15 protein-coding genes are annotated in these 13,922 nt (G+C 59.6%); 5 read left to right on the top strand and 10 right to left on the bottom strand.

Annotation, left to right across the window (positions count from 1 at the left end; translation table 11 throughout):
* Positions 1-52: 52 nt before the first annotated feature.
* Positions 53-388: a cupin domain-containing protein gene (locus J7447_RS10715; protein WP_023000729.1), complete on the top strand. Its 336-nt coding sequence runs from the start codon at positions 53-55 to the stop codon at positions 386-388.
* Between the two features lie 237 nt (positions 389-625).
* On the top strand, positions 626-1,870 hold the full coding sequence (gene chrA, locus J7447_RS10710; RefSeq protein ID WP_209170137.1) for a chromate efflux transporter: 1,245 nt from the start codon (positions 626-628) through the stop codon (positions 1,868-1,870).
* A 16-nt stretch (positions 1,871-1,886) separates the two neighbouring features.
* Here the strand turns inward: chrA and J7447_RS10705 are convergent, their stop codons facing one another.
* The 9 genes from J7447_RS10705 to J7447_RS10665 form a co-directional block, all read right to left on the bottom strand.
* Positions 1,887-2,426, bottom strand: coding sequence for a hypothetical protein (locus tag J7447_RS10705; RefSeq protein ID WP_075284331.1), 540 nt, complete (start codon positions 2,424-2,426; stop codon positions 1,887-1,889).
* Between the two features lie 4 nt (positions 2,427-2,430).
* Complete coding sequence (locus tag J7447_RS10700; RefSeq protein ID WP_152510275.1) at positions 2,431-3,060, bottom strand: lysophospholipid acyltransferase family protein; 630 nt, start codon at positions 3,058-3,060, stop codon at positions 2,431-2,433.
* 277 nt (positions 3,061-3,337) lie between these two features.
* Positions 3,338-4,264, bottom strand: coding sequence for a phosphatidate cytidylyltransferase (locus J7447_RS10695; protein WP_152506115.1), 927 nt, complete (start codon positions 4,262-4,264; stop codon positions 3,338-3,340).
* The gene (locus J7447_RS10690) at positions 4,261-4,872 is read right to left on the bottom strand and encodes a CDP-alcohol phosphatidyltransferase family protein (RefSeq protein WP_209169592.1); all 612 of its coding nucleotides are present in this window, start codon (positions 4,870-4,872) and stop codon (positions 4,261-4,263) included. Before J7447_RS10690 ends, J7447_RS10695 begins: the two co-directional genes overlap by 4 nt.
* An 81-nt stretch (positions 4,873-4,953) precedes the next feature.
* Positions 4,954-5,664, bottom strand: coding sequence for an alpha/beta fold hydrolase (locus J7447_RS10685; RefSeq protein WP_286189115.1), 711 nt, complete (start codon positions 5,662-5,664; stop codon positions 4,954-4,956).
* Positions 5,661-6,461 (bottom strand): CoA ester lyase, encoded by an 801-nt coding sequence (locus tag J7447_RS10680; protein WP_209169591.1) that lies wholly within the window; start codon positions 6,459-6,461, stop codon positions 5,661-5,663. Before J7447_RS10680 ends, J7447_RS10685 begins: the two co-directional genes overlap by 4 nt.
* Positions 6,455-7,291: a MaoC family dehydratase N-terminal domain-containing protein gene (locus J7447_RS10675; protein ID WP_209169590.1), complete on the bottom strand. Its 837-nt coding sequence runs from the start codon at positions 7,289-7,291 to the stop codon at positions 6,455-6,457. Before J7447_RS10675 ends, J7447_RS10680 begins: the two co-directional genes overlap by 7 nt.
* Before the next feature lie 2 nt (positions 7,292-7,293).
* The gene (locus tag J7447_RS10670; protein WP_286189114.1) at positions 7,294-8,391 is read right to left on the bottom strand and encodes a CaiB/BaiF CoA-transferase family protein; all 1,098 of its coding nucleotides are present in this window, start codon (positions 8,389-8,391) and stop codon (positions 7,294-7,296) included.
* Positions 8,391-9,551: an acyl-CoA dehydrogenase family protein gene (locus J7447_RS10665; protein ID WP_209169589.1), complete on the bottom strand. Its 1,161-nt coding sequence runs from the start codon at positions 9,549-9,551 to the stop codon at positions 8,391-8,393. Before J7447_RS10665 ends, J7447_RS10670 begins: the two co-directional genes overlap by 1 nt.
* A 113-nt stretch (positions 9,552-9,664) precedes the next feature.
* Here J7447_RS10665 and J7447_RS10660 point away from each other — a divergent pair, with 113 nt between their 5' ends.
* Together J7447_RS10660 and J7447_RS10655 are read left to right on the top strand one after the other, a co-directional pair.
* Positions 9,665-10,612: a LysR family transcriptional regulator gene (locus J7447_RS10660; RefSeq protein WP_023000740.1), complete on the top strand. Its 948-nt coding sequence runs from the start codon at positions 9,665-9,667 to the stop codon at positions 10,610-10,612.
* A gap of 113 nt (positions 10,613-10,725) precedes the next feature.
* Positions 10,726-11,451, top strand: a complete 726-nt coding sequence (locus tag J7447_RS10655; protein ID WP_062488287.1) for a serine protease — start codon at positions 10,726-10,728, stop codon at positions 11,449-11,451.
* Positions 11,452-11,484: 33 nt separating this feature from the next.
* Here the strand turns inward: J7447_RS10655 and J7447_RS10650 are convergent, their stop codons facing one another.
* The gene (locus J7447_RS10650) at positions 11,485-12,186 is read right to left on the bottom strand and encodes a DUF1287 domain-containing protein (protein WP_209169588.1); all 702 of its coding nucleotides are present in this window, start codon (positions 12,184-12,186) and stop codon (positions 11,485-11,487) included.
* Positions 12,187-12,413: 227 nt separating this feature from the next.
* Here J7447_RS10650 and J7447_RS10645 point away from each other — a divergent pair, with 227 nt between their 5' ends.
* On the top strand, positions 12,414-13,910 hold the full coding sequence (locus J7447_RS10645; protein WP_023000743.1) for a sensor domain-containing diguanylate cyclase: 1,497 nt from the start codon (positions 12,414-12,416) through the stop codon (positions 13,908-13,910).
* The last annotated feature ends 12 nt before the right edge of the window (positions 13,911-13,922 follow it).

Raw genomic sequence — 13,922 nt, 5'->3', positions numbered from 1 at the left:
GCCGACCTGGTCCAGACTTGCCTCAACACCATCCGTTTGAGGCAAGAGGTCCATGCAGCTTCCAGATTTCATCCGAAAGTTTCCCGCTCTCGATGTTCCCTTTCCCGAGGACGTTGTCAGATCCTACGCAGTGCGCTCGGACGCCGGACTGGTCGTTTTTTTCGATTTCGTGAAGGACATGGTCCTGCCGCCGCATTCGCATCTGGCGCAGTGGGGCACTGTCCTGAGCGGCGAGATCGAATTCACCATCGCTGGAGAAACAAGGACGATGGGTCCGGGCGCTATCTACGATATTCCCAGCGGGGCGGAGCACAGTGCGATCATCAAGGCCGGAACCAAGGTGATCGATGTCTTCGAGGAGCCTGACCGCTATCCGGTCAAGGGATAGCACTTCATACAGGCTCTGGTCGCTGCCGCCTGCCACTGTGTTGCACCGGTTCAGGTCTGACGGCATTCGGGTAAGGATTGCAGTTACCCTTCCATCCCGAATGCGTTAGAGGAAGGTCACGACAGGCTGTCTGCGACGAAAAGGGCTGACACGTTGACCGCACATCATGCACCTGGTGAAGGCGCTCCGGGCAAGGATGGAACAGCTTTCGACCAGGAAGCATCCTGGCGGCGGCTGATGTCCGTCTTTGGCAGCATTGGTCTGCTGTCTTTCGGTGGTCCGGCCGCACAGATCGCGCTGATGCACCGCAAGCTGGTTGATGAGACCGGCTGGCTTTCGGAAAAAAGCTACGTCAACGCTCTCGGGTTCTGCATGTTGCTGCCGGGTCCGGAAGCCATGCAGCTGGCGACGTACTGTGGCTGGAAACTGCGCGGCGTTGCCGGTGGTCTGCTGGCGGGCCTTCTGTTTGTCGTTCCCGGCGCACTCGCAATTTTCGCACTTGCCGCAGTTTACGGAACCTTCGGCAATGTGCCGCTGGTCAGTCAGCTGTTTCTGGGCATCAAGGCAGCCGTCCTGATCGTGGTTCTGGAGGCGCTGCTGCGCCTCTCCAAACGGGCACTCACCATCAGGCGGCAATGGGTCATTGCAGCTCTGGCCTTTGTCGGAATTTTCTTTCTGGCCCTGCCGTTCCCGCTGATTGTTCTGGCCGCCGGGCTTTACGGTGCCGCGTTCAGCGTGGCGCAGACTGAAAGCCACGGTGAGCCTGGTGTTGCCATTGGCAGACCGATTGCGAAAACGCTCCGCACGGTGTTTCTCTGGGCCTTCATCTGGATCGCGCCGCTGGCGCTGCTGGATCTGGCCGGCAACGTGCCCTTGCTGGCGGATATCGGCTGGTTCTTTTCAAAGCTCGCTGTCGTCACCTTTGGCGGCGCCTATGCGGTGCTTGCCTATATGGCCCAGGACGTCGTCGCCATTCACGGTTGGCTGAGCGCCGGTGAAATGATGGACGGGCTGGGTCTGGCGGAAACAACGCCGGGGCCGCTCATTTTGGTGACCCAGTTCGTCGGCTTTCTGGCGGCCTTTCACGAAGGTGGGCTTCTTCTTGGTCTCGCAGGGGGGCTGGTTGCGCTCTGGGCGACCTTTGCTCCCTGTTTCCTCTGGATTTTTGCCGGGGCGCCATACATCGAATGGATCTCGGCGCAGCCGAGGCTCAAGTCGGCACTTTCGGCCATCGTAGCAGCGGTGGTCGGCGTCGTGCTCAATCTGTCGGTCTGGTTCGCGCTGCATGTCTTCTTCGAAGAGGTCACGGCGACAAAGTGGGGTGTCGTGACACTCTGGATCCCGGACCTTGCAAGCCTCGACTGGCGCGTGCCGGTCCTCGCGGCCCTGTGTGGCCTGTTGCTCCTGCGGTTTCACATGGGGCTGATCTGGGTGCTGCTGACGGCGGCACTTGGCGGGGTGCTGCTGTCACAAGTGGGATGAGGGGACGCGTGCCCGCTCACCAGCCCGCAGTGAGAAAATAGTTGGCATAGACAAATGGCCAGACTGCAAGGCAAAGGGCGAGTTTTCTCCTGTCGCTGAGACGGGCACCGACAAGCCGGGACACTGACCAGGAAATCAAGGCGACAAGGACAAACCTTGGTAGCCGTGCCACCGGCGAGACAAGAAAAAGCGATTGTGCGGGGATCGAGGCGTAGCCCGCTTCGGCCGAAAGAACCTTGTAAGGGATGCCGCTGAAGGCTCCACCGAGCAATCCCTCGAACAGGCCTGCCTGCAAAAGCTGCCTGGCCATTTCAAATGTTGGTCCGGAAATCCCGGGCACCAGCAGCAGCACCTGAAGCGTTTCTTCCGGAAAATGCTGTGCGCAGGTCCAGACCAGCAGACCGCCGAACGCGGCCGCGAAGGACGCCAGAAGCGCCGCTGTCATGGCCTTGCCCAGGGAGCGAAGCGCGATAATGCTCAAAAGCGCGTCGGGAGCGATGAAGAACAGCGTTGCCTCGGCAAAGCTCCAGAGCGCAGCCAGGCAGAAAAGTGCCAACTTACTATTCCCAGGATGCAAAGGTCTTTTCCGTCGAGAGTGCGTTAAAGCGCTCCTTCAACCCGGTCATAAAATGAGTCCGGTCCTCGTTCCAAGTAATTGGTTCCCCGACGAAAATATCGCAGAAGAACGGCACCAGCAGGAACGATCCCTTCGGCAAGGCCTTGCCGAGGCCATGGGTGAAGACGGGCACGACCGGTGCTTCCGGGAACCGTTCGGCAAGAAAGGAAACGCCTTTCTTGAGATCCGTCATCTGTTCCGGTTCGCCGCGCGAACCTTCGGGAAACAGGATCAGAACCTTGCCCTGACGCAGAACCTCGTAGCAGCCTTCCAGCGGGTCGACATTCTTCTCTTTCCGGCCACGCTCCACCGGGATAATGCCGAGGACATGTTCCGACAGCCAGGCCTTGAGAGGGGAGGAGAAGAAATAATCTGCCGCCGCAACCGGCTTGATGTCCTTCAGCTTCGACAGGGGCATCAAGGCCATCAGCACCATCGTATCCAGATGGCTGTTGTGGTTTGCAACAATGATCGCCGGACCGTTGGCCGGCAGCAGTTCCTTGCGACGCACGTTCAGCCCGAGCAGGAACAGGACCGCGACCTTGACGAAAATGTAGAAGATCTTCTGGAGCATCAATGGAGGTTCCTGAATGCGGACGGTCGAGCGCTTGTTCCAGGGGCGTCCTCTCCTCGGTCACCCCGGACGCAGCGAAGCGGAGATCCGGGGCCGGGGAACCCAGGCGCAAGATCAGTGGCTGAACCTTTCAGCCGATTGAAAGGCTCCCCGATCCCGGCTCGCGCTGCGCTTGGCCGGGATGACGAGAGGAGAGGCGCGTGGGCTTGGAGAAGAGAGAAAGAGAAGTCTGCCGACTGCATGCGCAGAGTGGGAGCGGTCATCCTGACATCCCCCTTCAGTAATAGAAATAGCGGGTGAAGTGGAAGAACAGCGGCGCGGTGTAGGTCAGGCTGTCGATCCGGTCGAGGATGCCACCATGACCGGGAATAAGACTGCCGGTGTCCTTGACGCCGAGATCCCGCTTCAGGGCCGAGACGGTGACATCTCCAACGAACCCCGCGACCGGGATCAGCAGGCCGGCGGCAGCTGCGTGGATCATGTCAAAGGGCGTGACCAGCGGTGCCGTCAGAAGGGACAGAACAAAAGTGGTTGCAACGCCGCCAAGAAAACCTTCCCACGTCTTGTTGGGACTGACGCCCGGAATGATCTTGTGACGGCCAAACAGTTTGCCCCAGGTGTATTGGGCAACGTCGTTGAACTGGGTCAGGAACAGGAGGAACAGCAGCAGGCCTGGACCGCCGGTGCTGTTGGCCTCGGTCGCCGGCAGGATCAGGAGGAAAGCCGCGTGGCTGATGGAGAAGACGCATAGCATTAGCCCCCAGTTGAGGGTGCCGACAGCGCGCAGGAAGCCCTCGGTCTGCTGGGTCAGCAGGCTGACGAAGGGCAGGAACAGGAACATGTAGACCGGGATGAACACCGCGAACATGCCATAGTAGCTGTCGTAAACCCAGAAGTACTGCACGGGGATCGACAAATACGCCCAGAACAGCACCCGCCTGTCAGCCCGGCGGGTGGGGATCATCGAGAAATACTCTTTCAGCGCCAGGAAGCTGATGAGGGCGAAAACAATGATCGAGACCGTGTTGCTGACCAGGAAGGAGACGGTGAAGATTGCCACCATCACCCACCAGCTGACAGTGCGCTGAACCAGTTCGCTCATGTTCTTGGCGGAGCGTTTCGAAATCACGAAGACGATGGCGCTGGCAGCGCACAGCACGGCCCAGATGCCGATCAGGGCCCAATGGATGGTCAGGAGGTTCATGCGGATTGTTTCTCCCTGATTGCCGCCCTGGCGCGGTTGAAGATGGTGACCGCGGACAGCGCCAGCCCGGCACCGAAAAGGATCTGATAAAGGAGAGGTGCGGTCAGGCCAAAGGCCATCAGGAACCCGCAAAGACCGAACAGGGCTGCCCGGTCGCTCTTGCCGAAGGGGCCGTCATACCGGCGGCTTGCGCCGATCTGGACTGCGATCACGCCGGTCATTTCGCCGATGATGGCAAGCATGACCAGTCCGACGACAATCGGCCCATTGACAAAAGGCAGGAGTGCGAAAGGCAGGTAGAGCGCAGCGTCTGACAGCACATCGCCCAGTTCGTTGAGCACCGCGCCAAGGTCGGATTTCTGGTCGTGTTCCCGCGCCAGCATGCCGTCGATGGCATTGAGGCCCATGCGGATGAACAGAACCAGCGGCAGCAGGATCAAGGGCAGGAAAGCGCCGGGAAAGATCCAGAGCAGCAGCCCTTCGCCAATCGACAGGCCAAGCGCGGCCAGGGTTACCTGATTGGCCGTCACCCCGTTTGCGGCAAGCGATCTGCACACGGGGCGAAGCAGGTCCTGAAAACGGGACTTCAGCTGGTAAATCGTTGGCATTCAAAAACTTTCCCGACTAATTTTCGGGAAAGATATAGGTATAGAGCACCCGGTGCACGCTAGAATTTCAATTGCCTGCTGTCACTTCCTGACAGGGTCGCGCTGGAGCAGGCGTTTCAGGTGATCAGTAACATTTTCCGGCTCTTCCAGCGGTGTCAGGTGGCCACTGTGTTCCAGGACGACAAGGTCCGCTGACGGGATCAGGTTGGCCATGGACCGATGAAGCTCCGGCGGCGTCAACTGATCATGATTGCCACACAGCACCAGTGTCGGGCAGGTAATGCCGGTGAGCGACGCGCGGCTGTCGGGGCGAGCAATGCGGGTCTGGCGAATGAAGACGTCCGGGCCAAGCCGCTGCGTCATGGCACGAACCCGATTGATCATGTCGGAATTGTTCCGGTTTTCCGGGGCAAGATAGGACTGGGCGAGTTTTCTGCCGAAGCCGTGGAAACGGCCCGGTTTCGACGCCTGGGCAATCAATTGTTCGCGCTCTGCGGCGCGTTCCGGCGTGTCAGGCAGCATGGTGGTGTCGAGGAGGGCGAGATGGGTCACGCGTTCCGGCGCGCGGTGCAGGATTTCCTGAGCGACGATACCGCCAAGCGAAAACCCGGCCAGCGCAAAGCGGTCCTCGCTGGTGGCCAGAACCATTTCCGCCAGAGCCCCCAGCGAACTACCGCGTGTTATGTCGGCAACCCGGGGCCGAGCGATGTCGGCGAGACCGGTGATCTGATCCCGCCAGAGATCCGCATCGTTCAGGAGCCCCGGGATCAGGACGATCTGCGGCAGGCTCATGCATCGGCCTCCTGCGCGGAGGCGAGGATTGTCCGGGCACGGATGCGGACCGGCTCGTCGACCATTGCGCCATCGACATTGGCTGCGCCATCACCCGAGGCGATAACACGCCTGGCCCACTCGATTTCGTCGAGGCTCGGGGCGAAGGCGCGTTTGATCTCGGCAAGCTGTCTTGGGTGAATGCAGAGTTTGCCGGCCATACCGAGATCCCGTGCATGGGAGGCGTCTTCAAATGTCTGCGCAGGGTTGTCGAGCTGTGCTGTGACGCCGTCGATCGGGGCCGCGATGCCGGCAAGCCGGGACGCCAGAACCAGTTCGGAGCGAACGGGCAAGAGCACCTCCTTCAAATGCGCGCAGCCAAGATCGGCGCAATAGTCGATGGACCCGAAAGCCAGTCGAACCACCCCATCGGTGCTTGCAATGCTCCTGGCATTGGCAAGTCCCCTGGCACTTTCAATGAGCGCGATAACCGGGACCGAGCCACCCAAGGCAGCGTGGAGCGTGGCAATCTCTCCGGGAGCCTCCGCCTTCGGCAGCATGACGGCATCCGGTGCCAGCTTTCGAAGAGCAACGACATCCTCCGGGTGCCACGAAGTCCCTACGGCGTTGATGCGCACGATGACCGGTTTTTCGGTGAAGCCGGTTGTCAGATTGATGCGGGCGGCCTCTTTCTCCGATGCGGGAACCGCGTCTTCCAGATCCAGGATGATCGCGTCGGCTTCGGTTGCGGCTGCCTTGGGGAACCGGTCGGGCCTATTTGCCGGCACGAACAGAGGTGTCCTGACTGCCGTTACCATGCTGCCGTCGCCTCCATGGCAACCGGGCCGCCAAGCTGCGCGGTCCAGAGCTTCATGGTTTCTCCCTCCGTTTGCGCGTTCACCGTGAAGTCTGCCGTGTCGAATATGGTCGACAGACTTCGAAACCGGAATGTTTTCGGTGCTCTTTCCTTGAGGTCCGCAGCGAACTGGCAAAGCAGTGTTGCCTGCAAGGGACCGTGAACAATAAGCCCTGGATAGCCTTCCACGTCGCGGACATAGTCCTTGTCGTAGTGGATGCGGTGCCCGTTGAAGGTCATGGCCGAATAGCGGAAGAGGTAGGCGGCCGATGGCGTGATCTGCATGACGTCGTCTCCAGCCGTCGCAGGCGCCGGGGTTGTCTTCATGCCCGCAACGTTTTGTGCCTCCCGGTAGACGATGTCCTGACGCTCGTTCAAGACAGGTCGACCGTCAGAAGTGACTTCATGATTGACCGTGACGAAACAGAGTGGCCCGGTGCGGCCCTGTTTCAGGACCACATCCCTGACGGTTGACACCCGCCGGACCTCCTCGCCAATCCGGATGTCACCCTGGAAGGTGAACTCGCCGCCTGCCCACATGCGCCGGGGCAGGGGCACGGGCGGCAGGAAGCCGCCACGGGCTGCATGACCGTCCGGTCCCAGACCGGCTGTCTGAACGGCCGGCTGAGCAAGGCAGAAATGGATCAGCAGCGGCGCGACATCACCTGGAGCTTCACCTGATGTCCGGTCAAAGGTCGCGTTGAACTGGCGAACCAGTGTGGGGCTCAAGACCTCCGAGGAGCTGTCTTCGCGCCCTATCCAGCTGCGCAGGTGGTCGATGTCGAGGTCCATGATCACGCCTCCAGGGGCTTTAGGGCCGGGATCGGGCCGTAGCTGCGCGGTTCGCCCGAAAAGATGGCTGCAGGGGCGGGGAAGGAGATCGGGCCATTCGGGCTGTCGACAGTGATACGCCTCAGGTGGGGATGGGTCGACAGGCCTTCCATATCGTTGACGGAGGCCAATGCGATATTAGCCTCCGTCAGCAACCTGATGGCCGTTTCGGCATCAAATTTCGCAAAGGCTTCGCCAACAGCGGCATCCGTTTCCCTGCGATTGTTCACCCGCGCGACGTTTGTTGCGAACCTTGGATCGGTGCCGAGTTCGGGTTTTCCGATGAAGTCGCTGCAAAGGGTCCTCCATTCCCGGTCGCTTTGAATGGCGATCAGAATTGCCGGACCTTCCTTTGGCTGGAAGACGCCATAGGGCGCAATCGAAGGATGAGCGAGGCCGACCCGCTGGGGGCTCTTGCCGCCTTCATGGTTGAGAAGGGGGACGGTCAGCCAGTCGGCGAGAACGTCGAACATGGAAACCGAGATCTGCGTGCCCTTGCCGGTGATCCCGCGCTGGATCAGGGCTTCCAGAATGGCGGTATAGGCCGTTGCCCCGGTGGCGATGTCGACAAGGGAAATGCCGACACGCGCGGGTTCGTTCGGTCCGCCGGTGATCGAACAAAGACCGGTTTCAGCCTGGATCAGCAAATCATAGGCCTTGCGGTCGGCCATCGGCCCGGTTTCGCCGAAACCGCTGATGGAGCAGGTAATAAGGCGCGGATAATCCACCACCAACCTGTCCGGATCAAAACCAAGGCGGGCCAGGGCGCCAGGCTTGAGGTTCTGGATCAGGACATCGGCGTCTGCGATCAGTTGCGCCAGCTTTTCCTTGCCCTTGTCGGAACCAAGATCCAGCGTGATGCTGTCCTTGCCCCGGTTCAGCCAGACAAAGTAACTCGACTGACCCTTGGCAACGTCGTCATACCCCCGGGCAAAATCACCTTCGGGCCGTTCGACCTTGGTGACTGTCGCTCCGGCATCTGCAAGCCGGGACGTGGCGTAGGGGGCGGCCACCGCCTGTTCGATGGCGACGACGTTCAATCCTTCCAGCGGCAACACCATCAGAACGACCTCGGCAGGCCAAGCACATGCTCGGCAACATAGGACAGGATGAGGTTGGTGGAGATTGGTGCTACCTGGTAGAGCCGCGTCTCGCGGAACTTGCGCTCGACGTCATATTCGCAGGCAAAACCGAAGCCGCCATGGAACTGGATGCAGGCATTTGCCGCTTCCCAGCTTGCCTTTGCGGCCAGGTATTTGGCCATGTTTGCCTCCGCGCCGCAGGGAGCGCCGGCATCAAACAGGCTACAGGCCTTGTAGCGCATCAGGTTGGCCGCCTCGATCTCGATATAGGCTTCGGCGATCGGGAACTGGACACCCTGGTTCTGGCCTATGGGACGGCCGAAGACTTCCCGTTCGCGCACATAGTCAGTCACCTTGTCGGTGAACCAGTAGCCATCGCCGATACATTCGGCGGCAATCAGAGTGCGTTCGGCGTTGAGGCCGGTAAGGATATATTTGAAGCCTTTTCCTTCCTCGCCGATGAGATTTTCTTCCGGGATTTCCAGATTGTCGAAGAAGAGTTCGTTGGTCTCGTGGTTGACCATGTTCAGGATCGGGCGAACCTCCATGCCTGATTTCATGGCTTGCCTGATATCGACCAGGAAGATCGAAAGGCCTTCCGATTTTTTCTGCACGTCGGCAAGCGGCGTTGTGCGCGCCAGGAGGATCATCAGGTCGGAATGCTGCACACGGCTGATCCAGACCTTCTGGCCGTTGACGACGTAGCGGTCGCCCTTCTTCACGGCGGTGGTCTTGATCCTGGTGGTGTCCGTGCCCGTGGTCGGCTCGGTCACGCCCATGGACTGCAACCGCAATTCGCCGCTTGCGATCTTCGGCAGATATTTCAGCCGCTGTTCTTCCGAGCCATGCTGCACGAGCGTGTTCATGTTGTACATCTGGCCGTGACAAGCGCCGGAATTGCCGCCTGCACGGTTGATTTCTTCCATGATGACCGAAGCTTCGGTGAGCCCGAGGCCCGATCCGCCGTAGTCCTCCGGGATAAGTGCGGCCATCCAGCCTTCGCGTGTCAGGGCGTCGACAAATTCTTCCGGATAGGAGCGGTTCTCATCGATTTTGCGGTGGTATTCGGCGGGAAACTGGGCACATAGCGCGCGGATGCCGTCGCGAATGTCCTGGTAGCTATCAGTTTGGCTTGTCATGTGGGCTTTTCGTCTGGCGTGTTTGTTGACCGCAGTTAAGCCGCTGAACTGCTATTGAACAAATATATGTTTTGGATGGGCATCATATAAATTTTATATGCTAACTTGTTGCCATGGACATCCGCCAACTCCGCTATTTTCTGGAAATCGTTGCGCAGGGTTCGCTTACGCGGGCTGCCGAAAGCCTGCATGTGGCGCAGCCGGCCCTGTCGCTGCACCTGAAGAACATGGAGGAGCAGCTTGGCACCAGGCTGCTGACGCGCAGTCGCTCCGGTGTCACGCCCACGGAGGCGGGAGAGCTGCTGCTGCAAAGGGCGCGGGCAATTCTCGAGGATCTGGCGCGCACGGAAGACGATATCCGCAATCTGGAAACCGATCCGTCCGGCATCGTGCGGATCGGCCTGCCGGGCACGATCAGCGCTATGGTGTCTCTGCCGTTGATCCTGGCGGCGCGTGAGCGCTTTCCGCGGATCACGCTCAATATTACCGAGGCCATGAGCGGTTTTGTTGGTGATTGGCTGAGCGAAGGCAAGATCGATCTTGCCGTGCTTTACAGCCGTTCCAAGGATGCACGTATCCGGTCTGAATTATTGCTTGAAGAAGAGCTTGTGGTTCTATGGCCCGCGGATGCCGAACGTCCGCTGGAAATGAACATGGAGGCACTCGACAACGTGCCAATGGTGCTGCCGAGCGGAGCGCACGGCTTGCGGGTGCTGATTGACCGGACGTTCCAGGCGCTGGGCTTTGCACCTGAAATCGCGATGGAAATCGACTCCTTCAACAACATCAAACGCCTGGTGGCGGCCGGGTTTGGCCCGTCGATCCTGCCGCTCTACGCGGTGACGGAGGAGGTGGCAGCAGGTTCCCTTCGTGTCAGCCGCATTGCCGCGCCGGGGCTCTGGCGCGGGGCTCATCTGATGTCGCCGGGTGGACGACCGGTGACGCGGGCGCTGGAAGCGGTGCACGCTTTGCTGCGCGAGGTTATTCTGGATTTGCGCGACAAGGGGGCCTGGGCTGCTTCCCGGCCACCGCAGGTTTCCGGCACCGAGACTGTCTCCTGACGGGAACAAAACCCGGAGCTCTGTCGTTTTCCCGATACTGCCCTATGCTGACTGAGCAAGCAGCCTGTCCATGTGTGCAAGGCTTCCCGCTATTTCTGGAGAACCGATTGACGATGATCGACGCTGTCCTGCTGACCTCGCCCCGTATTTCCACCTTTGATGACCAGACCTATCTCACGAACGCCAGCAGCTTTTTCTTTGCGCGTGATGAGCGCCTGTTTCTCGTTACCAGCCGGCATGTCATGGTGGATGAGCCAAGCGGGCATCATCCCTCCCGTATCGAAATCGAACTCCACAACGATCCTGAAAACCTGGCCGACTCCATCGCTTTTTCGATCCCGCTTTTCCGGGATGGCAAAAGCCTCTGGCGCCAGGGAGAGGATACCGCAGGCGATATCGACGTTGCGGTGATCGAGATTGACCGGGCGGCGCTACCTGAAAATATCGTCTATCGGGCCTTCGGGCCGGAACACCTGAGTGACCCGCAAGAGCATGTCGAGATCGGATCATCCATTCTGGTTGTCGGTTTTCCGCTCGGGTTTCATGACACGCTCCATCACATGCCGGTGGTCCGCCACGCGGTCGTGGCTTCCTCCTTCGGCTTCCGGTTTCAGGGCATGGGCTATTTCCTGACCGATGCCCGCACGCATCGCGGCACAAGCGGGGCTCCGGTAGTTATGCGCAATACGGCAGACACCGCAAGCGAACTGCCGTGGAAACTGCTTGGCGTTCACTCCGCCCGCCTCGATGTCGGCACGCGCGATCTCGTGCTGGATGAGGCGCTAGGCCTCAATTGCGCCTGGTATGCGGACATTCTGATGACGCTTACGGAGGGGTGACCCCCGTCAAAGGCAAACTTCAGCCCTGGAGCGTCAGGCGGGTTTGAACCTGTAGTGGCCGGTGATTTCGAAATCGAACAGCCGGTCTTCCAGCTGCGTTCCAGCACCAATGTTGTGGACCACCATTGGTCGTTCGCTGTCTGCGGAGGCACGGTGACTGACAATCGCCATGTGCGGGAGGTTTCCAGGCAGCATCTGGGAAACGACGTCGCCGGGCTGATAGTCTTTGGCGTTTGCAGTGACCGAAAGAGCTGCGCCTTTTCGTCTGAAGAAGGTCTGCAGGTTTGGCACCCGCCGATGGTCGATGTTCCTGTCCGGGCGTTTGAGACCCCAGATCTTTGGATAGGACGAAAAGTCCGACTTCATGTCCGCATTAACGGCCGACTGGAGATCGTAGCCGAAAGCGTCGCGGTAGGCTCTGACGACCACATCGGTGCATACACCGCGTTCGCGCGGCAGGTCGCCATTGGGAAACGGGAGCGAGACATAGGCCGGATCGTAGACCACCGTAACGCCGATCTGGCTTTCTGCCGCCTCAATCAGCTGTCCCGCCCACGGATTGGGCAAAGCAAAACTTTTTGACGCTGCTTCAGTGGGCGGCGTGGACGGTCCGGCAAGTGCCTTGCTGACGAGCTGCAACCCGGTTTGCAGTCGATAAGCGGGGAGGGTGTGTGCCGCGTAGGCGCCTCCTGCTGCCAGGAGTCCGGTTCCGAACAGGAATGTACGCCGCTTCATGTGAGAGCTCCCATAAATCTGAAGCCGGAATACTGGCGGAGTGGGACCGGAATGGGGCGAGGCGACATTTGACCGATTTTCCCGTTGGGTAAACCAATGCGCGTGTCGTTGCGGAAGTCGGTCAATTGCACGTTTTTTGTTCTCGAAAATTTAATCTGATGAGTCTTTACTGCAGCAAAAGGCGGTAAATGTTGACGAAATTTGGGGAAATACTGCTGAAAACGGCAATGATTGTCTTTTTGTCCTGGCTGGCGACGCCTGCCCAGGCCGAGCAGGCATCCCTGTCCTATGATCAGTTCTTTCTGCGTCACAGCGCAACCATGATGCTGATCGATCCGGATACCGGAAGCATTCTTGATGCCAACAATGCCGCGGCAGACTTCTACGGGTTCGACCGGGATACGCTGCGCCGCATGTCCATTCAGAACATCAATCAGCTGACGGCCGAGCAGGTTGAAGCCGAACGTCAACTTGCCAAGGCTGAACACCGAAATTTCTTTATCTTCCGCCACAAGCTGGCAGATGGCTCCGTTCGAAGCGTGGAAGTTCATTCAACTCCGGTGGACTACGACGGCAGGAAGGCTTTGCTTTCCGTGGTGCACGATATTTCCGACGACCGGCAGCGGGAACAAGAACTGTGGCACTACAAGAACCGCCTGGAGGAAATGGTCGACAGCAAGAGCGCGGAACTTTCCTCTGCCTATAACGCCCGGAACCAGTGGATGCTGGGCCTGGTCGGCACGCTTGGTCTGTCGCTTGTCGTCGTCAGTTTTCTGCTGCTTGAAAGACACACCGCACACAAGCGGCTGCGATCCTCGGAGCAGCGTTTGCGAGAGATCATCTTCGGCACCAACGTCGGGACCTGGGAATGCAACGTTCAGACCGGGGAGGTGGTCTACAACGAACGCTGGGCTGAAATTCTCGGCTATTCGCTGGCCGAGTTGCAGCCGGTCAGCCGACAGACCTGGTACCGGCTGACCCATCCGGACGATGTGGAAAAATCTGAGCAGAAGCTGGCAGAGGTGTTTTCCGGAGCAAGGGAAGCCTACGACAACGAAATTCGCATGCGCCACAAGGAGGGCAGGTGGGTCTGGGTTCTCGACAGGGGACGTGTGGTCGAATGGACGAAAGACGGCGAGCCTTTGCGCATGTCCGGCACCCATTCGGATATTACCCGTCTGAAGAAGACGGAAGAAGCTGTCAGGCGGCTAGCGATGACCGATCATCTGACAGGCCTTTCGAACCGGGCACATTTCAGCCAGAGCCTTGCGGAAAACGTTGCCATTGCAGACCGGGATAACCGCAAGTTTGCGCTGATGATGCTGGACCTTGATACCTTCAAGCCGGTCAACGACAGCCATGGGCATCCGGTGGGTGACGCGCTGCTCCAGGCCGTTGCCTCCACCATCAAGCGCTGCACGCGCGAAGGGGATGTCGTGACCCGGATCGGCGGGGATGAGTTTGCCGTGATCATCGGCGATTATGCGGAAGAGAAGGATGTTCTGGCCTGTGCCACCCGCATCTACCGGGAGGTCTCGCGGCCGATGGAAATCAAGGGCAAGGATATCAACATCAGCATCAGCATCGGGGTGTCGTTCTACCCCGATGATGCAGATGATGCCAAATCGTTGATCACCCACGCGGACCAGGCCATGTATGAAGCCAAGAAGAGCGGGGCAAACGTCCTGACGTATGAAGCCTACAGGATGCGGGTGGCGAGCTAGCTGCGGTGAAAG

The sequence above is a fragment of the Labrenzia sp. R5_0 genome (assembly GCF_017743835.1).
Classification (GTDB): domain Bacteria; phylum Pseudomonadota; class Alphaproteobacteria; order Rhizobiales; family Stappiaceae; genus Roseibium; species Roseibium algicola.
This window is presented reverse-complemented; position numbering and strand designations above follow the sequence as displayed.